This is a genomic window from Mesorhizobium sp. WSM4822, from assembly GCF_055811155.1.
On the sequence record NZ_JBVVQM010000003.1, the window covers coordinates 168,058 to 194,734 of the forward strand.

Below are 26,677 nucleotides of genomic sequence, written 5' to 3' on the forward strand. Positions count from 1 at the left end.
ACTAGTCTTGAAACGGATCGGTCACAAGTATCGTGTCGTCCCGTTCCGGGCTGGTGGAAAGGAGTGCGACCGGGGCGCCGATCAGCTCTTCGATGTAGCGGACGTATTTGACGGCCTGGGCCGGCAGATCGTTCCAGCTGCGCGCGCCGGCAGTGGTGCCTTTCCAGCCCTCGAGCGTCTCGTAGACCGGTTCGACACGTGCCTGCGCGCCCTGGCTGGCCGGCAGATAATCGATCATTTCGCCGTCGAGACGGTAACCTGTGCAGACCTTGATCTCGTCCAGCCCGTCAAGCACGTCGAGCTTGGTCAGCGCGATTCCCTTGATGCCGTTGACAGCGACGGCCTGGCGTACCAGCACCGCGTCGAACCAGCCGCAGCGGCGCTTGCGGCCGGTGACGACGCCGAATTCATGGCCGCGCGTGCCGAGGAATTCGCCGACTTCGTTCTTCTGCTCGGTCGGGAACGGACCCTCGCCGACGCGTGTCGTATAGGCTTTGGTGATGCCGAGCACATAGCCGATGGCGCCTGGGCCGACGCCGGAGCCGGCGGCAGCCTGTCCGGCAACCGTGTTCGACGAGGTCACGAACGGATAGGTGCCGTGGTCTATGTCAAGCAGCGTGCCCTGCGCGCCCTCGAACAGGATACGCTCGCCAGCCCGGCGCTTGTCGTCGAGGATCTTCCAGACCCGGTCCATATAGGGCAGGATGTCGTCGGCGACCGAGGTCAATTCCTGCATGATCGCGTCATGCGTGACTTCCGCATGGCCAAGCCCCCGACGCAGCGCATTGTGGTGCGTCAGCAGCCTGTCGACCTTCACGGGCAGTGTTTCCAAATCCGCCAAGTCCATCACCCTGACCGCGCGCCGGCCCACCTTGTCCTCATAGGCGGGGCCGATGCCACGACGGGTCGTGCCAATCTTCGTCCCGGAATTGGATGCGGCGTCCTCACGGAATCCGTCCAGCTCCCGATGCAGGGACAGGATAAGCGCTGTGTTTTCGGCTATTTTCAGGCGATCCGGTGCGACTTCGACACCTTGCGCCTTGAGCTTGGCCACCTCGGCGACGAAAGCATGCGGGTCGAACACGACGCCATTGCCGATGATGGACAGCTTGCCCTGGCGCACGACGCCCGACGGAAGCAACGACAGCTTGTAAACCTTGCCGTCGACGACCAGCGTATGGCCGGCATTGTGGCCGCCCTGGAAACGCACCACGACATCGGCCCGCTCCGACAGCCAGTCGACGATCTTGCCCTTGCCTTCGTCACCCCACTGCGAGCCGACGACCACCACATTGGCCATGTTTCTTTTCCCTTGAGACGCCGCCAAGCGGCTTGAATATGGTTCGAAACGACAGGCCTCTATAACGTCAAGACCTCGCGAGCGCGACCTTTCTTTGCCGTCGAAAATGCCCTGAGGCACAACAATTTTCGGCTTTGACATCATTTACTTGGGCGAGCGAGGGCAATAGGCCGGCAAACACCGCAGCTCCGGCGACTGGAATCCCGCATGCATCGAAGCGCCTACATATTCCTGCTGCTCACCACCTTGCTCTGGGGCGGAAATTCGGTGGCCGGCAAGCTGGCGGTCGATCACGTTTCGCCGATGACGCTGGTCTTCCTGCGCTGGGTGCTGGCCGTGGCGATCATGCTGCCCATCGGCTGGAAGACCATCCAGAAGGACTGGCCGGTCGTCCGCAAGCACTGGTTCGTGCTGGTCGCCCTCGGCGCCAGCGGCTTCACCCTGTTCAACACCATCTTCTACACGGCGCTCAACTACACGACAGCAATCAATGTCTCGATCGAACAGGCGGCGATGCCGATCCTGATCATGACTGCCAATTTCGTCTTCTTCCGCCTGCGTGTGAACTGGGCGCAGATTGTCGGCGTCGTGCTGACCATCGCCGGCGTGATCCTCACCGCCTGCCATGGCGACCCGCGCCGGCTGTTGACGCTGGAACTCAATTTCGGCGATGCCATCATGCTGGTCGCCGTGTTTCTCTACAGCGGCTATTCGGTCGGGCTGCGGCTGAAGCCGATCATGCACTGGCAGAGCCTGATGCTGGCCCTGTCGGTTGCGGCACTCGTCACTTCGCTGCCGTTCTTCCTGTGGGAGGTCGTCGCCGGCAAGGTCATCATGCCCGATGCGCGCGGCTGGACCGTCATCGTCTATACGGCGATCGGCGCCTCCGTCGTTTCGCAGATCTTCTACATCAGAGGCAACGAACTGATCGGCGCCAACCGCGCCGGCCTGTTCATCAATCTGGTGCCGATCTTCGGCACGCTGCTGTCGGTGCTGATCGTCGGCGAGACGTTCCACCTCTATCAGGCACTGGCTTTGGTGCTCGTGCTGGGCGGCATCGGGCTTGCCGAATACAGCGGGCGCAAGATGGCGGTGGCGGACCACCGCAGATGACATGTGGCGGCTGACGCTCTCCCCGTTGCAGCGATTCACGCGAACAGCATGGATCTAGCCAATGGCCCGGAAACAGCGGCATAAACCCTGCCGCGTCCTCACTTGGAACATTTCACCTCCAGCGGAGTTTGAACGGCAGGGAGGCGACATGATGAGCCCCAACCCTCGCAGCACGGCAAGCATTGCCGGTCACCCTATCCATCCCATGCTGATTCCGTTTCCGATTGCCTTTTTTGTCGGCACCTTCGTTTGCGATCTTATCTTCTGGCGAACAGCCGATCCCGGATGGGTCACCGGGTCGCTTTGGCTTCTCGGCGCAGGCCTGATCATGGCAGCCCTGGCTGCGCTTGCTGGCCTGACGGATGTTCTCGGCGATGTTCAGATCCGCAATCTCACAACGGCATGGCTCCATGCCGGCGGCAATGTACTCGTCGTGTTGATCGAGCTTTACAACTGGTACTCGCGGTATGCCGGCGGAGCGGCGGCCGTGATGCCAACCGGCATCGTCCTATCGATGATCGTGGTTCTCATCCTGCTGTTTACGGGCTGGAAGGGTTGGGAACTGGTCTACCGACATCGCGTGGCTGTCTCCGATGGATCCGACGAGTTGACCTGAACCGGCCGCCGCGGCGGCCGGCCTCAACGAGGGGGTCGGCGACCGCCTGTCCTCGATCACATCGCGTTGATGTCGAACTGCAGCCGCTTGGCCGAGTCGATCGACTTATGCGCCTTGACCTTTTCCAGCACGGCCTCCGGGAACGGGGCGTCGAGATAGAGCAGCGCTATGGCATCGCCGCCCGGGCGGTTGCGGCCGAGCTGGAAGTTGGCGATGTTGACGCCGTTCTCGCCGCAGACGGTGCCGAGCAGGCCGATGATGCCCGGCGCGTCCGCATTGGTGGTGTAGAGCATGTGCTGGCCGACCTCGGCATCGAGGTTGATGCCCTTGATCTGGATAAAGCGTGGCTTGCCATCCGAGAAGCATGTGCCGGCGATCGAGCGCGTCATGTGCTCGGTCTTCACCGTAAGCTTGATGTAGCCGTCGAACACGCCCGATTTGTCGCGCTTGACCTCGGCGACGATAATGCCGCGCTCCTTCACCATGATCGGCGCCGACACCATGTTGACGTCGGAGACCTGAGGCCGGATCAGCCCGGCGAGTGCGGCGCTGATCAGCGCGCGCGTATTCATCGTCGCGGTCGAGCCGTCGAACAGGATCTCGACCTCCTTGATCGGATCCTCGGTGACCTGGCCAACGAAGGCGCCGAGCACTTCGGCGAGCTTGACGAAGGGCTTCAGCCGCGGTGCTTCCTCGGCGGTGATCGACGGCATGTTGATGGCGTTGGAGACGGCGCCCTTGATCAGATAGTCGGCCATCTGCTCGGCAACCTGCAGCGCGACATTCTCCTGGGCCTCAGTCGTCGAGGCGCCGAGATGCGGCGTCGCCACCACATTCTCCATGCCGAACAGTTCGTTGTTTTCGGCCGGTTCGACCTCGAAGACGTCGACGCCGGCGCCTGCCACCTTGCCGCTCTTCAGCGCCGCGATCAGGTCGGCCTCGACGACCAGCCCGCCACGAGCGCAGTTAATGATGCGCACGCCCTTCTTCATCTTGGCGATCGCCGCGGCATCGATGATGTTGCGCGTCTTGTCGGTCAGCGGCGTGTGCAGGGTGATGAAATCGGCGCGGGCGAACAGTTCGTCGAGCTCGACCTTGTCGACGCCAAGCTCCTCGGCACGGCTGTCCGACAGGAACGGGTCGAACGCGATGACGTGCATCTTGAGGCCAACGCCGCGCGTCGCGACGATCGAACCGATGTTGCCGCAGCCGATGACGCCCAGCGTCTTGCCAGTGATCTCGACGCCCATGAATCGGTTCTTTTCCCATTTGCCGGCATGGGTCGAAGCGTTGGCTTCCGGTATCTGGCGGGCAAGCGCGAAGATCATCGCCACCGCATGTTCGGCTGTCGTGATCGAATTGCCGAACGGCGTGTTCATCACGATGATGCCCTTGCGGCTTGCCGCCGGGATATCGACATTGTCGACGCCGATGCCGGCACGGCCGATGACTTTGAGATTGGTAGCGGCGTTGATCAGTTTTTCGGTGACCTTGGTCGCCGAGCGGATGGCGAGGCCATCATACTGGCCGATCACTTCGGCGAGCTTTTCCTTGTCCTTGCCGAGATCGGGCAGATAGTCGACCTCGACGCCACGATCCTTGAATATCTGCACGGCGGTGGGGGAGAGTTTGTCTGAGACGAGAACGCGGGGCGCCATGGCGGCCTCCTTGAAATGGATTTGATCCTAATGGGAATGGGCGGCCCGAAGGCCGCCGCGAATGATCTCAGGCCGCCGCTTTGAGCGACGCCTTCTGCGCGGCGAAGGCCCAGTCGAGCCAGGGCAGCAGCGCCTCGAGATCCGACGTCTCGACCGTCGCGCCGCACCAGATGCGCAGGCCGGGCGGTGCGTCGCGATAGGCACCGATATCGTAGGCGACGCCTTCCTTGTCGAGCACCGACACCAGCCCCTTGGCGAAAGCCGCCTGCCCCTCGGCGTCGAGCGCGGACACGTCCGGGTCGGTGAAGGACAGGCAGACGGACGTGTTCGACCGTGTCGCCGGCTGGACGGCGAGATGACCGAGCCAGGAGGATTTGCCGACAAAGCGATCGAGGACGGCCGTATTGGCATCCGCCCTGGCGATCAGCGCGTCGAGACCGCCGGTCGACTTCGCCCAGTTGAGCGCATCGAGGTAATCCTCGACGCACAGCATCGAGGGGGTGTTGATGGTCTCGCCCTTGAAGATGCCTTCGATCAGCTTGCCGCCCGAGGTCAGGCGGAAGATTTTCGGCAGCGGCCATGAAGGCTTGTAGGTCTCCAGCCGCTCGACGGCGCGAGGCGACAGGATCAGCATGCCGTGAGCGCCCTCGCCGCCCAGCACCTTCTGCCAGGAGAAGGTGACGACATCGAGTTTTTCGAAGTCGAGCCTCTGCGCGAATGCGGCGGAAGTCGCATCGCAGACGGTCAGGCCCTTGCGGTCCGCGGGAATGAAATCGCCGTTCGGCACGCGCACGCCCGACGTGGTCCCGTTCCAGGTGAAGACCACATCGCGGTCGAAATCGATCTTGGTGAGATCAGGCAGTTCGCCGTAGCCGGCTTCGATCTTGCGCACGTCGGCGAGCTTCAACTGCTTGACCACGTCGGTGACCCAGCCGGAGCCAAAGCTCTCCCAGGCGACCATGTCGACGCCGCGCTCGCCGAGCAGCGACCACAGCGCCATCTCGACGGCGCCGGTGTCCGATGCCGGCACGATGCCGATGCGGTAACCCGCCGGGACCTGGAGAATTTCCCGCGTCAGCTCGATCGCCTGTTCGAGCTTGGTCTTGCCGATCTTGGCGCGGTGGGAACGGCCGAGCGCGGCATTGTTCAGCGCCTCGACCGACCAGCCGGGACGTTTTGCACAGGGACCTGAGGAAAAATTGGGGTTTGCCGGACGGAGTCCGGGCTTCGTATGCGTCGTCATCGTGGTCTATCCTTCCAGATAGTGGCCCCTCGTTGGGGAGGGGTGGCCCACGGACGGCGATATGCGTTCAGACTTCAGGCGTCAAGAGGAAAGTTTTTGTCGCTGTCGGGATACCGGCGATCCCCGATCAGGATGTCGTGACTTCAAACGCAAACGGCGAACCCCGAAAGATCCGCCGTTCTGATCCACATGCTCGCTGCGCCTACCAGAGATCGTAGCGCAGCCCAAGCTTGACCTGATGATTGCTAATCCCCTTGCGGATCGGATAGGAATCTAGGCTCTCGGCGGCTACATATTCGGCGTCCGGGGCGGAGAAATACTGATAGCCCAGGTCGACGGAAACGTTCTTCGATACCTGATAGGCGAGGCCCGCATTCAGCGTGTAGGCCAGCGAGTACTGGGTCTTGCTGTCACTTACAGCAAAATCGTCCGTGTCGTCGCCATTGTCGGTGAAATAGCTTGCCGACAGGGTGCGCTTGCTGCGGACGATGCCGATACCGGCGCCGAGATAGGGTGTGATGCCGACATAGGTGCCAAGATCGACATAGCCGTTGAGTATGCCCGACAAGGCGTAGTTCTTAAGGGATGCCGACGCTACGGTCGGCTCTGCGGCAGTCGCTGAATCGTCATAGCCGACGCCGATCTCGTTGCCGGGCAGATAGCCGAGATTGAGGTCGGCGCGCAGATAGTCGTTGAAATGGTAGCCGAAGCCGATGCTGGCAAAGATCGGATCTTCCTTGTCGCTGAAGGCAGCGGTTTCGGTGGCGAAATCATGATTGTCGAAGCTCTTCTGCGCCAGATAGGAGACGTCGCCGCGCAGATACCAGCCGGAACCGACCTCGACCGGGACGTAGTCGGGCGCCTGGTCGACATAGATCGGCGGATCGTAGTCGGCCGCGTGCACCGGCGTCAGCGGCAGGAAGGCCAGTGCACCGAGCGCCAGCGCCATACGCGATGTAAGTTTCATGGTCCCCGACTCCCGAATTTGGCGCAGCCCGCAATTCGCAGCGGCAGCCATCGTTTCAAGGAGCATTGTTAACCATAGTGGTTAAGTGCCGGTTAAGGCTAACAGAGCGTTAGCGAATTCATTTCCCCTGTCGATTCCAGGCGGCCCAACGAAAAACCGCCCGGCTGAGGCCGGGCGGTTTGTGAAGAATGCAAGTAATGTAGATGCTGTTACTTGGTGTAGATCGGCTCGGGTTCGGGCTGGTAGGCAACGACCGGCGCGGCGCAACCGTTGCTGCCACCGAACTGGTAGCGCAGGCCACCGCGCACTTCGTGCGTGTTGATGCCACGATCGAAGCCGGGACCGGAGCTGGTGATGTTCCAGTCGAACATGCGGCCGCCCTGAATATGGGAGAAGCGGTAGCCGGCATCGAGAATGATCTTGTCGGTCAGGCAGTACGAAGCGCCGGCCATCAGACCGTAGGCGAAACGCCAGCTTGATCTGCCGGGATTGAACTCGGTGGTGTTCGGGTCGTAGACATCATCCCACTTGACGCGGGCGCCGCCGATGCCGGCGCCAACGTAAGGCGTGATGCCATGGTAGGTGCCGAGATCGACATAGGCGTTGGCAAGCAGCAGCAGGGCGCTCATCTTCGAAACTTCGGTCGAAGTACCGTTGATGTCCGAGGTGCCGCCGTTGAAGTTCGACTTGAACCAATAGTCGGCCGTCAGGTCGGTCCGGAAGTGGTCGTTGATCTTGTAACCAACGCCGGCACCGAGCGAGAAACCGCCCTTGAGCTTGCCGAAATCGAAACTTCTGGTGCCGGGCGTGACCGTACAGTTACAGGGATCGACGGTGTAGGTCATATAGTCGATGCCGCGCACGGTCGACTTGTGATAATCGATATCGCCGCGGATATACCAGCCGCCGACCTCGACCGGCTGCTCGTAGATGGCCTGAGGCGGAGCCTCTTCAACCATCGGCTCCGGCAGATCGGCCGCGAACAACGGCCCTGCCAACCCTGCGAACAGGAAGGCGAGCAGGGCCTTTCTTGCTGTCTTGAACATGCTTGTCACCCCTGAGAAGCTCGGAACGGCGAACCCGCCCGAAATGCGATTGGCTTTCAGTCGTGGATAATGAATTGCAAAGGTTAAAAGGCGTTTAACCCTGTTGCTTAACCACGAATCTCGAAACTTCTAGGGATAGGCGCGAGATTTACGGACACCGAACAAAGTGGCGGCTGACAAGAAAAAGCCCGCCGAGGGGCGGGCCTTGGACCGGTTAAGGGAGCGCGGCGCGCCTGGTTGTCAGATCCACGTCCTGCTGGACGCGCTGGGATCAAGCGGCGCTGCGCGTTTCCGAGATGATGTCCACTATGCCATTGACCACGGACTCGACCAGTTGCGGGTCGTCGCCTTCGGCCATCACGCGGATCAGCGGCTCTGTCCCTGATGGCCGGATAACCAGCCGTCCGGTCTTGCCGAGGCGGTTGCGGGCGTCTTCGATGGCGGCCTTGACCGGCGCCTCCTCAAGCGGCTTGCCGCCGGAAATGTGGACGTTCTTCAGGAGTTGCGGCACGGGTTCGAATTTCTTCGACAGTTCGCTGACCGGCCGCCCCTGCCGCTTGATGCAGGCGAGCACCTGCAGCGCCGAGACCAGGCCGTCGCCGGTCGTCGAAAAGTCGGACAGCACGATATGACCCGACTGTTCGCCGCCGACATTCAAGCCATGCGCACGCATATGCTCGACGACATAACGGTCGCCGACCTTGGTGCGGTGCAATTGCAGCTTCATGTCGCCGAGGAAGCGTTCGAGGCCCAGATTGGACATCACGGTTGAGACGACACCACCGCCGGCAAGCCGCCCGCTCTGGTGCCAGGATTCGGCGATCAGCGCCATGATCTGGTCACCATCGACGATCGCGCCGTTTTCATCGACGATAACGACACGATCGGCGTCGCCGTCGAGCGCGATGCCGATGTCGGCGCGCACTTCGTGCACCTTCTTTTGCAGGCCGGCCGGATGGGTCGAGCCGCATTCCTTGTTGATGTTGAAGCCGTTGGGCTCGACATTGATGGCGACGACTTCGGCGCCCAGTTCCCACAGCGCCTCGGGCGCCACCTTGTAGGCCGCGCCATTGGCGCAATCGACAACGATCCTCAAGCCGGCGAGCGACATCGAGCGCGGCAAGGTGCGCTTGGCGAATTCGATGTAGCGGTCATGCACCCCGTCGACGCGCTTGGCGCGGCCAAGCCCGTCGGAATCGGCGAGCGCCAGTTCGATATCCTTGTCGAGCATGCTCTCGATGCGCTCCTCGATTTCGTCGGAGAGCTTGTAGCCGTCGGGTCCGAACAGCTTGATGCCGTTGTCGTAATAGGGGTTGTGCGAGGCCGAGATCATGACGCCGATATCGGCGCGCAGCGAACGCACCAGCATGGCGACAGCCGGCGTCGGGATCGGGCCGAGCAGGAACACGTCCATGCCGGCGGCACAAAGACCGGCGACCATGGCATTCTCGATCATATAGCCGGAAAGCCTGGTGTCCTTGCCGAGCACGACACGATGTCGATGGCTGCCGCGCTGGAAGGAAAGGCCGGCGGCCATGCCGACCCGCATAGCGATTTCAGCCGTCATCGGAAACTTGTTGGCGCGTCCGCGAATGCCGTCCGTGCCGAAATAATTCCCTGCCATGCTAGTCAGCTTCCTCGACGTTTCTTCCCCGGCACGTCATGCCACAATTGGCCAGGGCGCTATGATCACATTGTGTGATTATACGTTACCAATCCTTAGAAAACCATTGTTGTGCACTGCACACATGTGGCCGCAACCTGACATGCCCAGACTGCCATGTTGCAATATACAAGTCATGCGAGCCCTTCAGCGCGGATGCACCAGGAAAATCTTGCTTTGGACCAGGCAACAAACAACGATTTCATCACCTTATCGGGAGAAACCGGTTTTCGGCGATATATACGCCACTTAGCATCTGGCGCAACCGCCCGTTGAGCGATATTGATTTGCAGGGACGTATCATGGGCTGCTGCAACGGAGAAACGCTATGCTCATCCACCGACTTGCCACTTTGACCGGCCTCGCCGTCGCGACCTTGTTCCTGGCCGCGCCAGCCAACGCACTGACGATGGCCGAGTGCAGCACGAAATACAACGCCGCCAAGGATGCGGGGACACTCGCCGGCGCGACCTGGAACCAGTTCCGCAAGGCTCAGTGCGGCACCGACGCCGCCGCGACGACCGCCGCCAAGCCGGCCGATACCACGAAGGCTGCCGAGACGAAGCCGGCCAAGGCGGCCAAGGCTGCCGCCGCTGCGGACGACAGTACGGCCAAGGGCCTGACGGCGAAGGAATGCAGCACCAAATACCAGGCGGCGAAGGCTGCCGGCACGCTGAACGGCATGAAGTGGAACGACTTCCGCAAGTCCGAATGCGCCGCCGGTGCATCCGCCGCTGCCGCCGCCAAGCCGGCAACCACCAAGGCTGCCGCGGCCCCCGCCGACGGCAAGGGTCTGAGCATGGCCGAATGCAGCACCAAGTATCAGGCCGCCAAGACGGCCAACACGCTGAAGGGCATGAAGTGGAACGACTTCCGCAAGACCGAATGCGGCGCCGGCGCATCGGATGACGACACGGTGCCGGCCGCCGACGAGGCCAGCTACACCAAGGAGCCGGCGAAGCCGACGACGGCTGCGCCCAAGGGCGTCAAGTTCCCGTCCGCGATCTCGGCGAAATATGCCAGCGAGACCCCCGGAAAGGGCCGCATGCACACCTGCCTCGACCAGTACTATGTCCTCAAGGACGCCAACGCGCTCGGCGGCCTGAAGTGGATCCAGAAGGGCGGCGGCTTCTACAGCCTGTGCAATGCCAAGCTGAAGGGCTGATCGCTTAGCCATAGTCTCCAAACAAAGGCCCGCGCATCGCAAGATGCGCGGGCCTTTTTTGTTGCGCGAAGACGCACGCTGCCTTGCTCGCATCTGCATGTCGCCGGGCTGCTGGCATCATCAATTCGCCTACACTGCCCACCGCCAAGCTCATCGGTAGTCCGTAAAGATTCTGGTTGAACATATAGAGAACAAACCATATACAAAAAGACGCCAAACTTATTATCAACCAGGAGGGTCTTATGCACACTTTGAAATTGGCGGTATTGGCTGCGACCGCATTTGTCGCTTGGAGCGTCGCCCCCGCAAGCGCACTGACGATGAAGGAATGCGGCGAGACCTATCGAACAGCCAAGGAAGGCGGCACTCTGAACGGCATGGACTGGACGGCTTTTCGCAAGGAGAAGTGCGCGACATCAGCAGCGGACAGTGTCAGCGAGGATACGGTCAAAACCGAGCCGCAGACGAAAAAGGAAACCAGCGCGGCGGTCGCCCCCACTGTAGCGCCCGCGGGCGTGACATTCCCGACCACGCTGGCCGCCGAGTTCAAGACCGAAAAGCCCGCGAAGGCGCGCATGAAGACCTGTCTGCAGGGCTACCATGGCAACAAGGACGCGGGCACGTTGAACGGCCTTCGCTGGATCCAGAAGGGCGGCGGTTATTACAGCCTGTGCAATGCCAAGCTGAAGAGCTGAGCGACAAGGCATCTGAAGAAGAGAAGGCCTGCGAACCGCAGGGTTCGCGGGCCTTTTTGTTGCCTTCGAGGGCACGCCAGCGGCGACGTTGCCAATCTCCCCCCTTGCGGGGGGAGATTGGCTATCACCTAGGCTTTCGCCAATCGTCACCGTCGCAGATGCGAGGTCGCGGACAACTCCTCCTCAACGCCAAAAACAAAAAACGCCGCGGAGCAAGCCGCGGCGTTCGATGAAATCAGTGGTCAAGCTCAACTCGATGGCTGCGGTTCCATGCCGCCTTCGGGCTCAGGACCCTTCTTTCGCCGGCCGCCGGACTTCGGCACGGCCGAGCCACGGCTGGGCGGCGTGTCGTCGCCAAGGTCGCGCGCAGGCTTGTGGCCGGCGATCAACTGCTTGATCTCCTCGCCGGACAGCGTCTCGTATTCCAGCAGGCCCTGCGCCAGCGCGATCCATTCCTTCTTCTTCTTGGTCAGGATGGACTTCGCCGACGAATAGGCCTCATCGATCAGGCGGCGCACTTCGGCATCGATGATCTGCGCCGTTTCTTCCGAGACGTTCTGCGTGCGGGCCACGGAATGCCCAAGGAACACTTCTTCCTGGTTGTCGCCATAGGCGACATGGCCGAGCTTGTCGGAAAAGCCCCAACGCGTGACCATGGCGCGCGCCAGCTTGGTCGCCTGCTCGATATCCGAAGAGGCACCCGAGGTGATGTTTTCCTTGCCGAACTTGAACTCCTCGGCGACGCGGCCGCCCATCATGATGGCGAGACGCGAGATCATGTATTTGTAGCTCATCGAATAGCGGTCGCCTTCGGGCAACTGCATGACCATGCCGAGCGCGCGACCGCGTGGGATGATCGTGGCCTTGTGCAGCGGATCGGCCGATGGCACGTTGAGCGCGAGAATGGCGTGGCCGGCCTCATGGTAGGCGGTCAGTTCCTTCTCGGCCTGGGTCATGGCCGACGAGCGGCGCTCGGCGCCCATCATGATCTTGTCCTTGGCGTCCTCGAATTCGGCCATGGTGACGAGGCGCTTGTTGCGCCGTGCCGCCATCAGCGCGGATTCGTTGACAAGGTTCATCAGGTCGGCGCCGGAAAAGCCCGGCGTACCGCGCGCGATCACCTTGAGGTCGACATTGGGCGCCAGCGGCACGTTGCGCACATGCACCTTGAGGATCTTCTCGCGGCCGACGATGTCAGGGTTCGGCACCACGACCTGGCGGTCGAAGCGGCCTGGCCTCAGGAGTGCCGGGTCGAGCACGTCGGGCCGGTTGGTGGCAGCGATCAGGATGATGCTTTCGTTGGACTCGAAACCGTCCATCTCGACCAGCAGCTGGTTCAGCGTCTGCTCGCGTTCGTCATTGCCGCCGCCGAGGCCGGCGCCGCGATGACGGCCGACAGCGTCGATTTCGTCGATGAAGATGATGCAGGGCGCGTTCTTCTTGGCCTGGTCGAACATGTCGCGGACGCGGCTTGCGCCGACGCCGACGAACATCTCGACGAAGTCAGAACCGGAAATGGTGAAGAACGGCACATTGGCTTCGCCGGCAACCGAGCGGGCGAGCAGCGTCTTGCCGGTTCCCGGAGGGCCGACGAGCAGCACGCCGCGCGGAATCTTGCCGCCGAGCCGCTGGAATTTCTGCGGATCGCGCAGGAACTCGACGATCTCCTCCAGATCTTCCTTGGCTTCGTCGACGCCGGCAACGTCCTGGAAGGTGACGCGACCATGGGCTTCGGTGAGCAACTTGGCCTTCGACTTGCCAAAGCCCATCGCGCGGCCGGAGCCGGACTGCATCTGGCGCATGAAGAATATCCAGACGCCGAGGATTAGGATCATCGGCAGCCAAGAGATCAAATAGCCGAACAGCGAATTGGAACCGTCTGTTTCAGGCCGCGCATTGATGGTGACGTTCTTGTCCTGCAGCCGCGAGACCAGCGAAGGATCGCCGGGCGAATAGGTCTGGAAGCCGCTGGCATTGTCGGTGTAGGTGCCGCTGATGCGGGCGCCCGCGATGGTTACCGTCTTGACCCGGCCCGCCGCGACATCCTGCAGGAACTGCGAATAAGGCACATCGCTGGAAGCCCCTCGCGTCTGCGGCGTCTGGAACAGATTGAACAGGGCTATGAGCAGGACCGCTATGATCGCCCAGAGCGCGAGGTTGCGATAGTTCGGATTCATCAATTGTCCCGTTGGCGTCCGCGGGGCGGACACGCGTCATAAGAGGAAACTTGCGCCTAACATAGGGAGAGCACCTCCCCTTGCCAAGCATAACAGCACGTCTGGGTTAAGCTTTCGCGCAACCATCAGCCGGCACTATGGCCGCTGAAAGGCAAGGGCGGGACCGGGGCCGCGCCAATCAGCCCGGCGACGGCCTGCGCCGGCGCCAGGTCGAACGAAGGCAGGAAGCGGGCAAAGGGGGTAACGACCGGCCGCACTTCCATCATCGCAGACTTCAGTCCATATCCAGGCAAACCAAGGCATTCCCCGGCGTGCCACAACGCCGGTTCGGCCGCGAGCGCGGCGCGCATCAGGCTCGGCGGGGCTTTTCCTTGGCCCGTCGCCAGCCGCTTCGCCGCTGCCATGCCTAGCGGGGCAATCAACAATGCGCTGCTGCTGTCGTTCAATGTGATGCGCCGGCGGCCATCCCACATGGTGCTGCCAGTAAGGGTTGCGGCGGCGGGCAGGCCGCGCGCCTCGCGGCGCAGGAAGATGCCGGAGCGCCGGGAATCGACAACCGTCCGCGACAATGTGGCGCAAAGAAATCCAGCCCTCAGCCGACCGAACAGAGCCTCGCTGCGGGCCTGATCCGGCAAGAAGGCAATTCCGCCGGTCATGGCCAGCAGGATACGCAACGCATAGACGGCCGCTCGCTCGTCGCCTGTGTTCAGCAAGAGCGGATCAAGACGAATGAGCCCGCAGGACAGCCTGGTCGCGAAATCGCCGATCAAACTTGCGGCGGCGAGGCCGAGTTGACTGCGCGCGCGGCCCTCATGCGCGGCCAGCGCCAGTGCATCGTCGATGCGCTGCGCACCGTTGCTGTCGGCAAGGGCGGCCCGCACACGCGGCCGCTCGAAGGCCGCGTCGATATTGGTGGGGTCGTCGGCCCAGCCGACATTCTCACGCCGCAGGACGTCGCGCAGCGCCTCGCGCCGCAACCCGAGAAGCGGCCGAACGATCCACTCGCGCCAGTCATACAAGGTGGCCGGCGCCATGCCGGCAAGTCCCCGGCCTGCCATTTCGGCATGGCCTTGGCCCCCGTCCCGCGCCAATCCTTCTTCGCGCGCTTGCCGCATCAGCACCGTCTCTGCCTGGTCATCGGCGGTATGGCCGGTGAGGATCAGGCCGATGCCTTCGGCTTGTGCCGCCTCGGCCAGCAGCCGGTAGCGCGCCTCGCGAGCAGCCGCGGGCAGGCCGGTCGATGGCTTGGGGCCCGACCATGTCAGGATGCGGTGTGAAATTCCGAGTCTGGCGCACAGCTTCGCCACTGTTTGCGCTTCCGCAGCCGAACCGGACCGCAAACCGTGGTCGATCGTCACCGCAAGCAGCCTGGTTGCCGGCGCCGTGCAGTCGAGATGGTGCTTGAGAAGAAGGAGCAGGGCGGTCGAGTCGCTGCCGCCGGACACGGCCGCAACAGCGCCGCTGGTAAAATCGATATGCGAAAAAGGGTTAGTCGAAAGGTCCGGCTCGTTGTCGAGCATAATGCATGTCGCCCAAAAGTGATCCCGGTTTCAGGACAACGACATGTAGGACAAGGATCAGCAGGCAGCCAGAGCCTTCTCCTGCTTGACGCGTTCCTTGAGCGCACTGGAAATATCGGGGTAGCGCTTGCCGACCTCGCTGAAGGTGGCGCAGGCAACGTCATGCTGCTTGAGGCCGACCAGCGACACGCCGAGCTTCAGCAACATGTCGGGAGCTTTCTTGGCCTTGGGGTAGTCCTTGCTGGCGGCAAGGAACGTCTCGGCCGCGTCGCGGTATTTCTGCTGGCCGAGCAATGACTCGCCCAGCCAGTAATGCGCGTCCGCCGCCTTCGCATCCTTGGGGAAGCGGGCGATGTGATCGCGAAAACCTTGCTCGGCGGTGCCGTAGTCGCCCGAGAGGATGAACTGGTAGGAGTTGCGGTAAAGCTCTTCCGGGTTGTTGGTGGCGGGCAACGCCGCGACCACCGTATCGGATTTTCCGGCCTTGGGCGCCGCCCCGGCGACTGGCGCGGTGTCCTGCGCCGGCGCGGTCGATTGCGTGTTGCCGCCGGCATCGATCACATTGCCGTTCTTGTCGACGGTGATGGTGCCGAAATTCTTTTCCGGCGCTCCCGTACCGGGAATAACCTTTCCGGGGTCGCCGTCGGGAGATTCGACGATGACATCCTCGACCGTCTTGCCGCCTGCCGATTGATCGTTGGCGGGCGCGGCGCCGGCATCGGCCGGCGCCCGTATTGCCGGGGCCGCCGCCACATCGTTGTCGGTGCCGGTGGTGGCGTCCGATTTCTTCTGCGCCGGCGGCTGCCCGCCTTGCGTGCCGCCGCCTTCCAGCTGCTGGAAGCGGAATTCATTGTCTTCCTGCTGCTTGCGGATCTGCTCCTGCATCTGCAGGACCTGGAAATTGAGTTCCTCGATCTTGCCGTTCATCTGCCGCAGCTGCTCTTCCAGGCTGGTGACAGCGGCAGGATCGGATTGCACCAGCTGAACCTGGTCTGGTTTCTTCTTTTGACCGAAAAGGCTGGGCAATTCGATACTGGGAAGATGGAAGGTAAAGCCGCTGTCGGTTGATTGCCCCGTGCCGCTCGCCCCGGTGCCGCTGGCCAGGGCGGTGACGCCTGATAGGAGCAGCAGCGCAAGCGTGCCGCTCAGAACCGATCTCAAATGCATGTGCCTCTCGCAGTGATTTCGTTAGCTTGTTCGCGCCTTCCAATCAGCATGGGACCAGCCAAGCGCCCTCGGCTCATAGCAGGAGCCGAGACTTCGGCCAAATTTTGTTTCGGGCATCCGGATGTGAAAAAGGCGGCCCCCAGGGCCGCCTTTCGCACAGGTATGTTGCATTTTTACCGCTAGACGGCCGCCGTTCTTGACGCGCCGGTCGGCTGCATGATGCTTCAGGAGCCAGCGCCGCTAAGCGTGGTGACCGCGCGGCGGTTCTGCGACCAGCAGGAGATGTCGTCGCACACCGCGACCGGACGTTCCTTGCCGTAGGAAATGGTCTTGAGACGGCTGGCCGAAACGCCCTTGGCAACGAGGAAGTCGCGGGTGGCGGCGGCGCGGCGGGCGCCGAGCGCCAAATTGTATTCACGTGTGCCGCGTTCGTCGGCATGGCCTTCGACGACGATGGCATACTGCTTGTACTGGTTCAGCCACTGCGCCTGGCGCGAGAGCGTCGTCTGCGCGTCGGCACGGATCGAGGTCGAGTCCGTATCGAAGAAGATGCGGTCGCCAATGTTGACGGTGAAGTCCTGCGCCGATCCGGGCGTCGCCGCGCCGGCGCCGTTAAGGCCAAGATCGGCCGCGTTGTTCGGCGTCTTCTTCGAGGCGCAACCTGCGATGGCGAGCATCGCCACCAGCGCGATCATGACCGGGTTTCTGGTAAGTGCTGCAATACGGCCCATGCCGCCTCTCCTTCGTATTTCGAGTGATCTAATTTGAGTGATTTCGTTGATCACCCAGTAACCACGTTTGGGTTAACCGGCATTCAAGAAACACGGTTAATTTTGCTTTAAGCTGCCCGTCCGCAGCCCGTTGGCCTGAAGCCACATTTCACGCGGACCCTAGGCGTAAATACGGCCAAAACGCGACAAAGAGATGGAAATGAGGAATTGAAGAGTTGGGGAATTGAGGAACTGAAGAGAGAATTCACTTCAGCTTTTCTCTCAGATTGATCAGCATGCCGTAGATATGGGGCATAGGATCGCAGCCAATCGTCGTGTTGTGCCTGGCTGATGTATCCAAGGTCGAACGCATAGGAAATCCACGTCTCCACCTCGCTGCATGACCCCATTGCCATCGAAATGAACCGCGCGAATTCGGGTTTGGAGTGAGTCTGCTTGGCAAATCCCTCAGCCAAATTGGCGCAGATTCCTTTGCTGGAGCGACGCAACTGATCAGCCAGTGCGTATTGCTCCATTTTCGGGAAAGCGAGCGTAGCTTTATGGACGTCAAGAGAAATCACATAAGCGCGTTTGTATACCTCTAGATCCTTCGCGCGATTAATGTAGCCGCCCGCCTTCTCCATTCTTCAGTTCTTCAATTCCCCAGTTCCTCAATTCCTCTATTCAAGCAGCGGCGACCAGGCCGGGTCCGAAGCGAAGTTCGCCGTCGGGATCGATTGCTCGTTGCGTCCGGTCAGATCGACCGAAACCAGTTTGGGGCCGCCGGCGGAATCGCGGAAGAACATCAGCACGCGGCCATTCGGCGCCCAGGTCGGCCCCTCCTGCTGGAAGCCGGAGGACAGGATGCGCTCGCCCGAGCCGTCGGTCTTCATGACGCCGATCTGGAATTCGCCGCCGGTCTGCTTGGTGAAAGCGATGAGGTCCCCGCGCGGCGACCATACCGGCGTCGAATAGACGCCGTCGCCAAAGGAAATGCGGGTCTGGCCCGAGCCGTCGGCTCCCATCACGTAGATCTGCGCGCGGCCGCCACGGTCGGAGGTGAACACCACCTTGCTGCCATCGGGCGAATAGGACGGCGAGGTGTCAATGGCGGTCGAGTTGGTCAGCCTCGTCGTCGAGCGGCTGCGCAGGTCCATGGCGAAGATGTTGGAATTGCCGTCGTCGCGCAGCAGGCTCATGATCACCTTCTGGCCGTCGGGCGAAAAGCGCGGCGCAAAGGTCATGCCCGGAAAGTTGCCGACCAGTTCGCGCTGCCCCGTTTCGATCTGCAGCAGGTAGACCCGCGGCTGGCCGCTTTCATAGGACATGTAGGTGATTTCCTGCCGGTTCGGCGAGAAACGCGGCGTCAGCACGATCGACCTGCCGTCCGAGAGATAGCGCACATTGGCGCCGTCCTGGTCCATGATCGCGAGGCGCTTCTTGCGCGCATTCTTGGCGCCGGATTCGTCGATGAAGACGACGCGGGTGTCGAAATAGCCTTTTTCGCCGGTCAGCCGCTCATAGATGGCGTCGGCGATGATGTGGGCGACGCGCCGCTGATTGGCGTCGTTGGCGAAGAACTGCTCGCCAGCCATCTGCTGGCCGGCAAAGGTATCCCACAACCGATACTGGGCGCGGATGCGGCCGTCGGCTTCCTTGCTGACGCTGCCGGTGACCAGCGCCTGCGCGTTGATCACCTTCCAGTCGTCGAAGCGCGGTGCTGCATCGGGGTTGGTGATCTTCTCGATAAAGGCGCTCTTGTCGATCGGCGCGAACAGACCCGAACGCTTCAAATCGGCGGTGACGATCTGCGAAATCTGCGCCCCAAGCGCGTCGCCGCCCTGGAAATCCGTGATGGCGATCGGCAGCGGCTCGACATTGCCCTTGTTGACGTTGAGCTCGACCAGCGCCAGCGCCGGCAATGTGCTGGCAGCGGTCATGCCCATCGCCATTGCTGCGACCATCAGGAGCGGCTTGAGGATTGATTTCATGTCTTCTCGCTTCTCGTACTGATTTCCGGATACCCGGGCCTTAGAGGCCCAGCATCTCCCTTGGATCGAAGGTGACGCGGACGTCGGCCCAGATGTCCTGCTTGCCGGCGGGAACTTGCAGGCCAGTGACATCGCATTTTTGCACCGCACGAACGGCACTTTCGTCAAACTGGCGGTTTCCGCTCGACGTTTCGACCGCCGGGCGTCCATCCAGCTTGCCGGAGCCATCCAGGTTGAACCGCACCACGACGACGAAGTTCTCGGAACCTTCAAGGCCCGCGGGAAGGGTCCAGCAGCCGCCAAGCTGGCTTTCCAGAGCACCCATTTCGGACCTGGAAAGCTTCTGGCCCTGATCCTTGTCGCCGCCGAGCGACGCCTGCTGGGTCGAGCGCTTGGCGCCACCGCCGGATGGTTTCTGCTTGTCGAGGAGCGCGGAGATCTCGTCGGCGTTGAATTGCTTGTCATCGGACTTCGGCTTCGACGACGCTTCCTTGACCGGCTTGTCGGCGTTCTTGCGTTCCGGCGCCTTGGCGCTTTCGGCCTGCGCCGGCTGCGGCTTCGGCCGCGCTTCCGGCGCGGGAGCGGAATCCGGCAGCTGCGTCGCCTCGGCGGGCGGCTCCTGCGCTATGGCTTCAGCGACGGCGTCAGGCTTGACCTCGGGCGTCGGATCGATGGCAGCAGTCTTGTCCTGCGGTGGCGGGGTTGGCGCCGGCTTGGCCGGTGTCGGCTTGGGGTCGGCCTGCTTGACCGGCTCGGGCTTGACCTCTTCCTTGGGCGTCGGCGCCGGCGCCACTTCCGTTGCCGGGGTGGGCTTGGGCTTCTCCTGCGGCTTCGGCACGTCCTCGGGCTTCGGCTTTTCGATCGGGGTCGGCGCGGGCGGCGGAGCCGAGGTCATGTCGACGGGCTTCGGCTTGGCTTCCGGCGTTATCGGCTTGTCGGTGTCGACGCTGTTCTCGCCGACCTTCTGCGCGTCCGGAACGATGTCCGGGCGCTGCGTCGGCACAGGTGCCGGCTTTTCATGCATCACGGCCTTCTTGTCGCCCTGCAACGTCTGCGCAATGGCTTCCATGGGCACGATATCGACCGCCACCGACTCGACGTCGGACGACGGAAGTGCCGCCGGCGCCGTCAGCGTGAACAGGCCGAAGGTCAGCGCCGCCGTATGCAAGATCACCGATGTGGTGAGGCCGGTCTTCATCGCGCGTCTATTGGTCCTGTTCCTGCAGTGAAACCAAGCCGATGTTCTTGTAGCCAGCGGCCGAAATGCGGGCCATTACCTTCATCGCCGTGCCATAGTCGGTGGACTTGTCGCCGCGGATGAAGATGCGCTCCTCATAGCCGGTCTTCGAGATCGCCTGCAGCTTGGCCACCAGCTCCTCGATCGGGATCTCGGTTTCCTGCAGATAGATCTGGCCGGCGGCGTTGATCGAGACGGTGATCGGCTGCGTGTCGGCATTCATCGCCTTGGCCTGCGTATCCGGCAGGTCGATCGGCACGCCGACCGTCAGCATCGGTGCGGCGACCATGAAGATGATCAGCAGCACCAGCATCACGTCGACCATCGGCGTGACGTTGATCTCGGACATCAGCGCATGGTGACGGCCGCGCCGCCTGTGGCCGCGCCCGCCGCGTCCTCCCATGCCCATGGACATACCCATCTGCTACTCCTCAGGCCTTGGGGGCCACTTTTTCATCGATTTGGCGCGAGAGTATGGCGGAGAACTCGTCGGAGAACCCTTCCATGCGCACGGCTATCTTGCTCGCGTCGGACGACAACTTGTTGTAGGCGATGACGGCCGGAATGGCGGCCAGCAGGCCGATGGCCGTCGCCAGCAGCGCTTCGGCAATGCCGGGCGCAACCACGGCGAGACTGGTGTTCTTGGAGCCGGCGATCGCCTGGAACGAGGTCATGATGCCGATGACGGTGCCGAACAGGCCGATGAAAGGTGCCGCCGAGCCGGTGGTGGCGAGGAAACCGAGGCGGCCTTCCAGCTTTTCCATCTCGCGGGTCAGCGCCAGGTCCATCGCCTTGTCGATGCGGGTCTGCAGGCCGAGCGGCGACTTGGCGCCCTTCTCGAAACTCTTCTTCCACTCGCGCATGGCCGCGACGAAAATGGCGCCCATGCCGGTGGTCTTGCGGTCGGCGAGCGTGCGGTAGAGCTCCTCCAGCGACTGCCCCGACCAGAACACCTGTTCGAACCGGTTGAGCGCCAGCCGCATGCGGGCATAGGAAACCAGCTTGTCGACGATGATCGCCCAGGTCCAGACCGAGGCGCAGAGCAGGCCGATCATGACCAGCTTGACAACCCAGCTGGCCGAAACGAACAGCGACCAAACCGACAATTGCGCGCCCGGGTCGGCGAGTGCGATATTTTCCATCGTTACGTCCTTAAGATTTTCCGGGCGAAGCTGGCGGCTGGCCCCTGGCATCCCTTGTGGTCGGTTCGCACGAAGCTACCGGAACAACCCCAAACTGTGCCGTTATCGGCCTTTTCGGGGCAAATATTGGTGAAAGGAAGGCGTTCGATAACGCCAATCTTCACCAATCTCTTCATGAACCGTTATGGTTAAGGATGGGTTAGTATATAAGGCGCGGCGCATTGCCACGCCCAATGGCAAGGCCATCAATTCAATGGCTGCGCCTAGGGTGTGCTGAGATTCAGGTCAGGCCAAGCCGAAAACGGTAGATCCCGAGAACCGGAGCGGAGCGTACTTTTCGTACGTGAGCACAGTTCTACCGCGATGCGGTAGAACGGGGAAGCGCAGGAGCTGCTGTTTGCAGGTCGGCATCACCTGAATCTCAGCACACCCTAGGCATGAATGCCGCCACCCATTCTCTGGGAAAACGCCTTGGGCGGCCATTCTCACCGATGATCGCCGCTTCGACCTTGGCCTCGACCAGCAGTTCGTCGCCACGCTTGAGCTGCTGCGCCATGAAGATGCGCGCGCCGGAAATCTCCTCGGTGCGGGTGTCGACCGTCAGGATGTCATCGATGCGGGCGGGGCCGCGAAAGTCGATCTCCATGCGGCGCACCACCCAGACTATTCTTTCGCCATGCCTGCCATCGGCAAGCTCTGTGTGGTGCACGCCGGTCAGCCGGAGATAGTCGGAGCGACCGCGTTCGAAGAATTCGAGATAGCGCGCATGGTAGACGACGCCGGAGAAATCGGTGTCGGCATAATAGACCCGCACCATCAGCCGGTGGCCGAACGCCGTCAGCGCGCCGGAAAGCCCGGCCAGCAGCGTCGCCGATTCACCATGATCGCCCATTGCACTTCCTTTTTCAGCCCCGACGAGGCACCAGTTTCCCGCGGAACATAACATCGGATGGCACTGTTGACGGCGATGATCAAGAGTTTGACGGCGGCGCTGTTCGTGCTCGTGGCTTCGGCGCTGCCTGGCCAGGCCGCGACATTCTCGATGAAGCGCGGCCTCAACCTCGACCAATGGGTCACATGGCCCGGCGAAGACCAGTGGGGCGACGCCAAAGCCATCCTGCCCTATCCGGAATGGCGGAAATTCCTTGGGGAGAACGACCTCAAGGCGCTGAAGGATGCCGGCCTCGATTTCCTGCGCATGCCGGTCGATCCTTCGCCTTTCCTATCCGACCAGACCGTGGCCTTGCGTGACGACCTCTATGCCAGCGTGCTGGACTCCGTGCGCATGATCAACCGCGCCGGCCTGAAGGTCGTCGTCGACATGCACCTGATCCCTGCCGGCGGCAGCCGCAAGATCGGCATGGCGCAAGTGATGGACGACCCGCGGACCTTCGACGCCTATGTCGAGATGGTCCGCAAGATGGCCCGCACGCTGGCCGGCGAAGACCCCACCCAGGTTGCCTTCGAGCCGATGAACGAACCGATCGTCGACTGCGACAGCGACGGCACCAGCCTGTGGCCGGACCGCCAGCGCAAACTGTTCGCCGCGGCGCGATCCTCGGCGACGAAACTGACACTAGTGCTGACCGGCGCATGCTATTCCGCGGCGAACTCGCTGGAAAAGATAGATCCGAAGACGATCCCTGATGACAATGTCATCTGGACATTCCATTCCTACGATCCGTTCCTGCTCACCCATCAGGGAGCGACCTGGGCCGGCGACTTCATCCCCTACGTGACCGGCCTGCCTTACCCGCTGAGCGCGGTGCCCAAGGCACAGCTCGACGTGACGCTCGACACCATCCGCGCCAGGATCAAGGCCGAGGCGCCGTGGACACGGCAGAGCGGCCTGCTTGCCTATCTCGACGAACAGGTCGCCAGCATGGACAGCCTCGACAAGCTGCTCGGCTTGATGGATGCGCCGTTCAAAAAGGTCGAGGCATGGGCGAAGGCCAACGGCGTCAAGCCGGAAAACATCTCGCTGGGCGAGTTCGGCATGATCCGCCAGGAATATGGCAATTCCTATGTGATGCCCGCCGAGTACCGGGCCGCCTATATCAGGGACATGATCGGGCGTGCCGAAGCACATGGCTTCTCATGGTCGGTGTGGAGTTATGGCGGCGCCTTCGGCATCGTCGACGCCTTCAATGACGACAAGGCCGAGCCGGATGTGATGGACGTGATCCGCGGGCTGCATTGATCGCTCAGCCAAGATCGACCGAGAAGATTCCGGGCGCATTCAAAAAACGTACCGACGCAATGCTGAGCCAATACCCGAGACGACGGGCGGCGCACTGGAAAATTACTCTTCCTGGAACAGGTTGATCTGCTGCTGTGCCAGATCCTTCGGCGCGTCGATGCCGAGATGGCGCCAGGCATTGGCCGTCAGCATGCGGCCGCGCGGTGTACGCTGGATGAAGCCCTGCTGGATCAGATAGGGCTCGATGATGTCCTCGATGGCGTCGCGCGGCTCGGACAGGCCGGCGGCGATCGTCTCGATGCCGACCGGCCCGCCGCCGAAATTGCGCGCGATCATGCTGAGATACCGCCGGTCGAGCGCGTCGAGGCCGAGCGCATCGACTTCCAGCCGGGTCAACGCCTCGTCGGCGATCTTGCGGTCGACATGGCCGTCGCCGGCCACCGAGGCGAAATCGCGCACGCGGCGTAAGAGCCGGCCGGCGATGCGTGGCGTGCCGCGCGCACGCCGCGCGATTTCCAGCGCACCGTCGTCGCCGAGCGGCATCTGCAGGATGCGCGCGCCGCGCCGCACGATCTGCTCCAGTTCCTCGACCGTGTAAAAGTTGAGCCGCACCGGAATGCCGAAACGGTCGCGCAGCGGATTGGTGAGCAGGCCGAGCCGCGTGGTGGCAGCGACGAGCGTGAAGCGGGCAAGGTCGATCTTGACCGAACGCGCCGCCGGTCCTTCGCCGATGATCAGGTCGAGCTGGAAATCCTCCATCGCCGGATAAAGGATCTCCTCCACCGCCGGGCTCAGCCGGTGGATCTCGTCGATGAACAGCACGTCGCCTTCCTCGAGATTGGTCAGCAGGGCGGCAAGATCGCCCGCCTTGGCGATGACCGGACCCGAGGTCGAGCGGAAATTGACGCCGAGTTCGCGCGCCATGATCTGCGCCAGCGTCGTCTTGCCGAGACCGGGCGGCCCGACGAACAGCACATGGTCGAGCGCCTCGTTGCGGCCCTTGGCGGCCTCGATGAACACTTTGAGATTGGCCCGCACCGCCGCCTGGCCGACGAAATCGTCGAGCGTCTGCGGCCGCAAGGTCTGCTCGGCATCCTCACCGCGTTTTTCCGGCGCAATCAGGCGGGGCGACAGGCTCATGACGCCTTCCTTGCACACGGCAAGGAGCTGAACAAGCGACGGTTCACCGCGCCAGTTCCTTCAGCCCGAAGCGGATCAGCTTTGGCGCATCGGCATCCTCGCCCGCCGTCTTCAGCGCCGCCGCCACAGCATTGGCGGCGGTGTCGCGCGAATAGCCGAGATTGACCAGCGCCGAGACCGCGTCGGTGATGGGCGCGGATGCCACGCCGTCACCGAGTTCCTGTTTCAGGCCGATGGTGCCCGAGGCGGTGCCGGCGTAGGCCGGCGCCTTGTTCTTCAACTCGGTGACGATGCGCTCGGCCACTTTCTTGCCGACGCCGGGCGCGCGCGAAACCATGGCAATGTCGCGCAGCGCAATGGCGTTGGCGAGATCCGCCGGCGCCAGCGTCGACAGGATGGCCAGCGCCACCTTGGCGCCGACGCCCGGAACATTGTTCATCAGCAGCCGGAACCACTCGCGTTCCAGCACCGACTGGAAGCCGTAGAGGCGCAGCATGTCCTCGCGGACATAGGTCTCGATAAACAGCACCACCGCTTCGCCCGGCGAAGGCAACGCCGCCAGCGTGCGCGCCGAGCAATAGGCGACGTAGCCGACGCCATGGATGTCCACGAGGCAATGATCCTCGTCGACCTCGTCGAGCGTGCCCTTGAGCTTGCCGATCATGCCAGATCTTTCATGGAAGATAGGCCCTCATGGGTGCGTTTCAGGAGAGATGATGTCGAGGTCGGGAAAATAGCTGCGGTAGCGAGCAGCGTCGCGGGTCAAAAGACGATGTCCAGCGACGGTCGCGTGAGCGCCGATAAAGAAATCAGGCAAGGTTCTTTCCCTGACGCCACCGGCCCGGCGATAGCGGGAATGCGTGACGCCCGCAAGGAATGCCGCGTCCCAAGGTACAAGTTCGCGATCCATCCCAAGCATGTCGACTGCTTTTCGAAGCGCCGTTTCCGTCGCGATCAACGGCGCCAACTCGGACCAGACGATCGTATTGACCACCAACGCGCCGTCGCGGCGGCAGGAGGCGATTGCCGATGCCGACCATCCTTTCAGCGGTCCGGCTGGACCCCAAACGTCGATCAGGACATTTGTGTCAATCAACGTCGAGATCTTCACGCGGCCCCCTCAACCACTCCATGTACTGATCGGTGGTCATGCCTCCCAGATCCAACGTCCCCTCCATCCGGTCGAGGACATCGCTGAACCTGCGCAATTTCTCTTCCTGGGAGAGGTTCTCGTTGACGGCAACCAGCCGAACGCCCTCGTCGGTGGCCACGAACTCCACCTCGGAGCCCGGGGCGATGCCCAGACGGTCCCTTATCGGCTTGGGGATTGTGACTTGCCCCTTGGTGGTCACGCGCATGGTAATACCTCTGCGGTATTACTTATCCCTGCAGCGTGAACAAGTCAAGAACGTAGCTAGCCGGCCAGCGCCATCCTGTAGGCCACGCTCTGCCGGTGATGCGCGTGGCAGATGGCGATGGCGAGCGCATCAGCGGCATGTTCGGTATCGAAGACGGCTTTTGGCAACAGCACCTTCACCATCATGTGGATCTGCTTCTTGTCGCCATGGCCGACGCCGATCACTGCCTTCTTGACCGCGTTGGGCGCATATTCGGCAACGACGAGACCCGCACGCGCCGGCACCAGCATGGCGATGCCGCGCGCCTGGCCGAGCTTCAGCGTTGCCACCGCGTCCTTGTTGACGAAGGTCTGTTCAACCGCCGCCTCGTGCGGCATCGCGCTGTGCAGGATTTCGGCGAGCCCGTCATGCAGCTGGCACAGCCGCGTTGCCAGCGCCGCCTTATCCTCGGACTTCACGGTCCCGGAAGCAATGAAGCGCAGCGAATTGCCGAGGCTTTCGACGATGCCCCAGCCGGTGCGTCGAAGCCCAGGATCGATACCGATGATGCGAATCGCTTCCGCCATTTG

General features: G+C 62.4%; 25 protein-coding genes and 1 pseudogene. 5 read left to right on the top strand and 21 right to left on the bottom strand.

Annotated elements, in window-relative coordinates; all coding sequences use genetic code 11:
• Nucleotide 1 precedes the first annotated feature (1 nt).
• Nucleotides 2–1,300, bottom strand: a complete 1,299-nt coding sequence (locus AC0L3E_RS08845; protein WP_127267133.1) for an adenylosuccinate synthase — start codon at nucleotides 1,298–1,300, stop codon at nucleotides 2–4.
• Nucleotides 1,301–1,507: 207 nt separating this feature from the next.
• On the opposite strand from AC0L3E_RS08845, the gene AC0L3E_RS08850 reads away from it, so the two are divergent.
• The gene (locus tag AC0L3E_RS08850) at nucleotides 1,508–2,413 is read left to right on the top strand and encodes a DMT family transporter (protein ID WP_473604626.1); all 906 of its coding nucleotides are present in this window, start codon (nucleotides 1,508–1,510) and stop codon (nucleotides 2,411–2,413) included.
• Nucleotides 2,414–2,564: 151 nt separating this feature from the next.
• On the top strand, nucleotides 2,565–3,029 hold the full coding sequence (locus tag AC0L3E_RS08855; protein ID WP_127327665.1) for a DUF2231 domain-containing protein: 465 nt from the start codon (nucleotides 2,565–2,567) through the stop codon (nucleotides 3,027–3,029).
• 56 nt (nucleotides 3,030–3,085) lie between these two features.
• On the opposite strand, the gene serA is transcribed toward AC0L3E_RS08855, so the two are convergent.
• The 5 genes from serA to glmM form a co-directional block, all read right to left on the bottom strand.
• Nucleotides 3,086–4,687, bottom strand: a complete 1,602-nt coding sequence (serA, locus tag AC0L3E_RS08860) for a phosphoglycerate dehydrogenase (protein WP_127267135.1) — start codon at nucleotides 4,685–4,687, stop codon at nucleotides 3,086–3,088.
• 67 nt (nucleotides 4,688–4,754) lie between these two features.
• Nucleotides 4,755–5,930, bottom strand: a complete 1,176-nt coding sequence (locus AC0L3E_RS08865) for a phosphoserine transaminase (protein ID WP_127267136.1) — start codon at nucleotides 5,928–5,930, stop codon at nucleotides 4,755–4,757.
• Nucleotides 5,931–6,132: 202 nt separating this feature from the next.
• Complete coding sequence (locus tag AC0L3E_RS08870; protein ID WP_127267137.1) at nucleotides 6,133–6,897, bottom strand: outer membrane protein; 765 nt, start codon at nucleotides 6,895–6,897, stop codon at nucleotides 6,133–6,135.
• Nucleotides 6,898–7,106: 209 nt separating this feature from the next.
• On the bottom strand, nucleotides 7,107–7,943 hold the full coding sequence (locus AC0L3E_RS08875; protein WP_127267138.1) for an outer membrane protein: 837 nt from the start codon (nucleotides 7,941–7,943) through the stop codon (nucleotides 7,107–7,109).
• Between the two features lie 271 nt (nucleotides 7,944–8,214).
• Nucleotides 8,215–9,567 carry a phosphoglucosamine mutase gene (glmM, locus tag AC0L3E_RS08880; protein WP_127267139.1) on the bottom strand — a complete coding sequence of 451 codons (1,353 nt, stop codon included), beginning with the start codon at nucleotides 9,565–9,567 and terminating at the stop codon, nucleotides 8,215–8,217.
• Between the two features lie 367 nt (nucleotides 9,568–9,934).
• Here glmM and AC0L3E_RS08885 point away from each other — a divergent pair, with 367 nt between their 5' ends.
• Both AC0L3E_RS08885 and AC0L3E_RS08890 read left to right on the top strand, forming a co-directional pair.
• Nucleotides 9,935–10,771, top strand: coding sequence for a hypothetical protein (locus AC0L3E_RS08885; protein ID WP_473604627.1), 837 nt, complete (start codon nucleotides 9,935–9,937; stop codon nucleotides 10,769–10,771).
• Between the two features lie 242 nt (nucleotides 10,772–11,013).
• The gene (locus AC0L3E_RS08890; protein WP_128306858.1) at nucleotides 11,014–11,466 is read left to right on the top strand and encodes a hypothetical protein; all 453 of its coding nucleotides are present in this window, start codon (nucleotides 11,014–11,016) and stop codon (nucleotides 11,464–11,466) included.
• A gap of 248 nt (nucleotides 11,467–11,714) precedes the next feature.
• Here the strand turns inward: AC0L3E_RS08890 and ftsH are convergent, their stop codons facing one another.
• The 10 genes and pseudogenes from ftsH to ybgC form a co-directional block, all read right to left on the bottom strand.
• On the bottom strand, nucleotides 11,715–13,643 hold the full coding sequence (gene ftsH, locus AC0L3E_RS08895) for an ATP-dependent zinc metalloprotease FtsH (RefSeq protein ID WP_023811859.1): 1,929 nt from the start codon (nucleotides 13,641–13,643) through the stop codon (nucleotides 11,715–11,717).
• Nucleotides 13,644–13,768: 125 nt separating this feature from the next.
• Nucleotides 13,769–15,163 (bottom strand): tRNA lysidine(34) synthetase TilS, encoded by a 1,395-nt coding sequence (gene tilS, locus AC0L3E_RS08900; protein WP_128306859.1) that lies wholly within the window; start codon nucleotides 15,161–15,163, stop codon nucleotides 13,769–13,771.
• A 57-nt stretch (nucleotides 15,164–15,220) separates the two neighbouring features.
• Nucleotides 15,221–16,330: a tol-pal system protein YbgF gene (ybgF, locus tag AC0L3E_RS08905; RefSeq protein WP_127327632.1), complete on the bottom strand. Its 1,110-nt coding sequence runs from the start codon at nucleotides 16,328–16,330 to the stop codon at nucleotides 15,221–15,223.
• A gap of 224 nt (nucleotides 16,331–16,554) precedes the next feature.
• Nucleotides 16,555–17,061: a peptidoglycan-associated lipoprotein Pal gene (pal, locus tag AC0L3E_RS08910; RefSeq protein WP_013529149.1), complete on the bottom strand. Its 507-nt coding sequence runs from the start codon at nucleotides 17,059–17,061 to the stop codon at nucleotides 16,555–16,557.
• 356 nt (nucleotides 17,062–17,417) lie between these two features.
• Nucleotides 17,418–17,684 (bottom strand): annotated as a pseudogene (locus AC0L3E_RS08915) (four helix bundle protein); the annotation flags it as partial.
• A 36-nt stretch (nucleotides 17,685–17,720) separates the two neighbouring features.
• Nucleotides 17,721–19,031, bottom strand: coding sequence for a Tol-Pal system beta propeller repeat protein TolB (gene tolB / locus AC0L3E_RS08920; RefSeq protein WP_127270138.1), 1,311 nt, complete (start codon nucleotides 19,029–19,031; stop codon nucleotides 17,721–17,723).
• Nucleotides 19,032–19,071: 40 nt separating this feature from the next.
• Nucleotides 19,072–20,229 (bottom strand): TonB family protein, encoded by a 1,158-nt coding sequence (locus AC0L3E_RS08925; RefSeq protein WP_127380662.1) that lies wholly within the window; start codon nucleotides 20,227–20,229, stop codon nucleotides 19,072–19,074.
• 7 nt (nucleotides 20,230–20,236) lie between these two features.
• On the bottom strand, nucleotides 20,237–20,689 hold the full coding sequence (gene tolR / locus AC0L3E_RS08930; RefSeq protein ID WP_023811855.1) for a protein TolR: 453 nt from the start codon (nucleotides 20,687–20,689) through the stop codon (nucleotides 20,237–20,239).
• 10 nt (nucleotides 20,690–20,699) lie between these two features.
• A complete protein-coding gene (gene tolQ / locus AC0L3E_RS08935; protein WP_013529145.1) occupies nucleotides 20,700–21,410 on the bottom strand; it encodes a protein TolQ in 711 nt (236 codons plus the stop codon).
• A 421-nt stretch (nucleotides 21,411–21,831) separates the two neighbouring features.
• Nucleotides 21,832–22,302, bottom strand: a complete 471-nt coding sequence (gene ybgC, locus AC0L3E_RS08940; RefSeq protein ID WP_473604628.1) for a tol-pal system-associated acyl-CoA thioesterase — start codon at nucleotides 22,300–22,302, stop codon at nucleotides 21,832–21,834.
• Nucleotides 22,303–22,359: 57 nt separating this feature from the next.
• Between ybgC and AC0L3E_RS08945 the strand changes: the two genes are divergently transcribed.
• Entirely contained in the window at nucleotides 22,360–23,610 is a 1,251-nt protein-coding gene (locus AC0L3E_RS08945; RefSeq protein ID WP_128306862.1) for a glycoside hydrolase family 5 protein, read from the top strand.
• Nucleotides 23,611–23,712: 102 nt separating this feature from the next.
• Here the strand turns inward: AC0L3E_RS08945 and ruvB are convergent, their stop codons facing one another.
• The 5 genes from ruvB to ruvC are packed head-to-tail and all read right to left on the bottom strand — an operon-like array spanning nucleotide 23,713 to nucleotide 26,674.
• Entirely contained in the window at nucleotides 23,713–24,750 is a 1,038-nt protein-coding gene (gene ruvB / locus AC0L3E_RS08950; protein ID WP_128306863.1) for a Holliday junction branch migration DNA helicase RuvB, read from the bottom strand.
• Nucleotides 24,751–24,793: 43 nt separating this feature from the next.
• Nucleotides 24,794–25,414, bottom strand: a complete 621-nt coding sequence (gene ruvA / locus AC0L3E_RS08955; protein WP_013529140.1) for a Holliday junction branch migration protein RuvA — start codon at nucleotides 25,412–25,414, stop codon at nucleotides 24,794–24,796.
• A gap of 27 nt (nucleotides 25,415–25,441) precedes the next feature.
• On the bottom strand, nucleotides 25,442–25,861 hold the full coding sequence (locus tag AC0L3E_RS08960) for a type II toxin-antitoxin system VapC family toxin (RefSeq protein WP_127320885.1): 420 nt from the start codon (nucleotides 25,859–25,861) through the stop codon (nucleotides 25,442–25,444).
• Nucleotides 25,839–26,108, bottom strand: a complete 270-nt coding sequence (locus tag AC0L3E_RS08965; RefSeq protein ID WP_027162524.1) for an AbrB/MazE/SpoVT family DNA-binding domain-containing protein — start codon at nucleotides 26,106–26,108, stop codon at nucleotides 25,839–25,841. Before AC0L3E_RS08965 ends, AC0L3E_RS08960 begins: the two co-directional genes overlap by 23 nt.
• 56 nt (nucleotides 26,109–26,164) lie before the next feature.
• Nucleotides 26,165–26,674, bottom strand: a complete 510-nt coding sequence (ruvC, locus tag AC0L3E_RS08970; RefSeq protein ID WP_127320884.1) for a crossover junction endodeoxyribonuclease RuvC — start codon at nucleotides 26,672–26,674, stop codon at nucleotides 26,165–26,167.
• Between the last annotated feature and the right edge of the window lie 3 nt (nucleotides 26,675–26,677).

Excerpts from the sequence above, each read along its gene's own strand:
- AC0L3E_RS08845 (WP_127267133.1), bottom strand. The coding sequence starts at position 1,300 with ATGGCCAATGTGGTGGTCGTCGGCTCGCAGTGGGGTGACGAAGGCAAG.
- AC0L3E_RS08850 (WP_473604626.1), top strand. The coding sequence starts at position 1,508 with ATGCATCGAAGCGCCTACATATTCCTGCTGCTCACCACCTTGCTCTGG.
- AC0L3E_RS08855 (WP_127327665.1), top strand. The coding sequence starts at position 2,565 with ATGAGCCCCAACCCTCGCAGCACGGCAAGCATTGCCGGTCACCCTATC.
- serA (WP_127267135.1), bottom strand. The coding sequence starts at position 4,687 with ATGGCGCCCCGCGTTCTCGTCTCAGACAAACTCTCCCCCACCGCCGTG.
- AC0L3E_RS08865 (WP_127267136.1), bottom strand. The coding sequence starts at position 5,930 with ATGACGACGCATACGAAGCCCGGACTCCGTCCGGCAAACCCCAATTTT.
- AC0L3E_RS08870 (WP_127267137.1), bottom strand. The coding sequence starts at position 6,897 with ATGAAACTTACATCGCGTATGGCGCTGGCGCTCGGTGCACTGGCCTTC.
- AC0L3E_RS08875 (WP_127267138.1), bottom strand. The coding sequence starts at position 7,943 with ATGTTCAAGACAGCAAGAAAGGCCCTGCTCGCCTTCCTGTTCGCAGGG.
- glmM (WP_127267139.1), bottom strand. The coding sequence starts at position 9,567 with ATGGCAGGGAATTATTTCGGCACGGACGGCATTCGCGGACGCGCCAAC.
- AC0L3E_RS08885 (WP_473604627.1), top strand. The coding sequence starts at position 9,935 with ATGCTCATCCACCGACTTGCCACTTTGACCGGCCTCGCCGTCGCGACC.
- AC0L3E_RS08890 (WP_128306858.1), top strand. The coding sequence starts at position 11,014 with ATGCACACTTTGAAATTGGCGGTATTGGCTGCGACCGCATTTGTCGCT.
- ftsH (WP_023811859.1), bottom strand. The coding sequence starts at position 13,643 with ATGAATCCGAACTATCGCAACCTCGCGCTCTGGGCGATCATAGCGGTC.
- tilS (WP_128306859.1), bottom strand. The coding sequence starts at position 15,163 with ATGCTCGACAACGAGCCGGACCTTTCGACTAACCCTTTTTCGCATATC.
- ybgF (WP_127327632.1), bottom strand. The coding sequence starts at position 16,330 with ATGCATTTGAGATCGGTTCTGAGCGGCACGCTTGCGCTGCTGCTCCTA.
- pal (WP_013529149.1), bottom strand. The coding sequence starts at position 17,061 with ATGGGCCGTATTGCAGCACTTACCAGAAACCCGGTCATGATCGCGCTG.
- tolB (WP_127270138.1), bottom strand. The coding sequence starts at position 19,031 with ATGAAATCAATCCTCAAGCCGCTCCTGATGGTCGCAGCAATGGCGATG.
- AC0L3E_RS08925 (WP_127380662.1), bottom strand. The coding sequence starts at position 20,229 with ATGAAGACCGGCCTCACCACATCGGTGATCTTGCATACGGCGGCGCTG.
- tolR (WP_023811855.1), bottom strand. The coding sequence starts at position 20,689 with ATGGGTATGTCCATGGGCATGGGAGGACGCGGCGGGCGCGGCCACAGG.
- tolQ (WP_013529145.1), bottom strand. The coding sequence starts at position 21,410 with ATGGAAAATATCGCACTCGCCGACCCGGGCGCGCAATTGTCGGTTTGG.
- ybgC (WP_473604628.1), bottom strand. The coding sequence starts at position 22,302 with ATGGGCGATCATGGTGAATCGGCGACGCTGCTGGCCGGGCTTTCCGGC.
- AC0L3E_RS08945 (WP_128306862.1), top strand. The coding sequence starts at position 22,360 with ATGGCACTGTTGACGGCGATGATCAAGAGTTTGACGGCGGCGCTGTTC.
- ruvB (WP_128306863.1), bottom strand. The coding sequence starts at position 24,750 with ATGAGCCTGTCGCCCCGCCTGATTGCGCCGGAAAAACGCGGTGAGGAT.
- ruvA (WP_013529140.1), bottom strand. The coding sequence starts at position 25,414 with ATGATCGGCAAGCTCAAGGGCACGCTCGACGAGGTCGACGAGGATCAT.
- AC0L3E_RS08965 (WP_027162524.1), bottom strand. The coding sequence starts at position 26,108 with ATGCGCGTGACCACCAAGGGGCAAGTCACAATCCCCAAGCCGATAAGG.
- ruvC (WP_127320884.1), bottom strand. The coding sequence starts at position 26,674 with ATGGCGGAAGCGATTCGCATCATCGGTATCGATCCTGGGCTTCGACGC.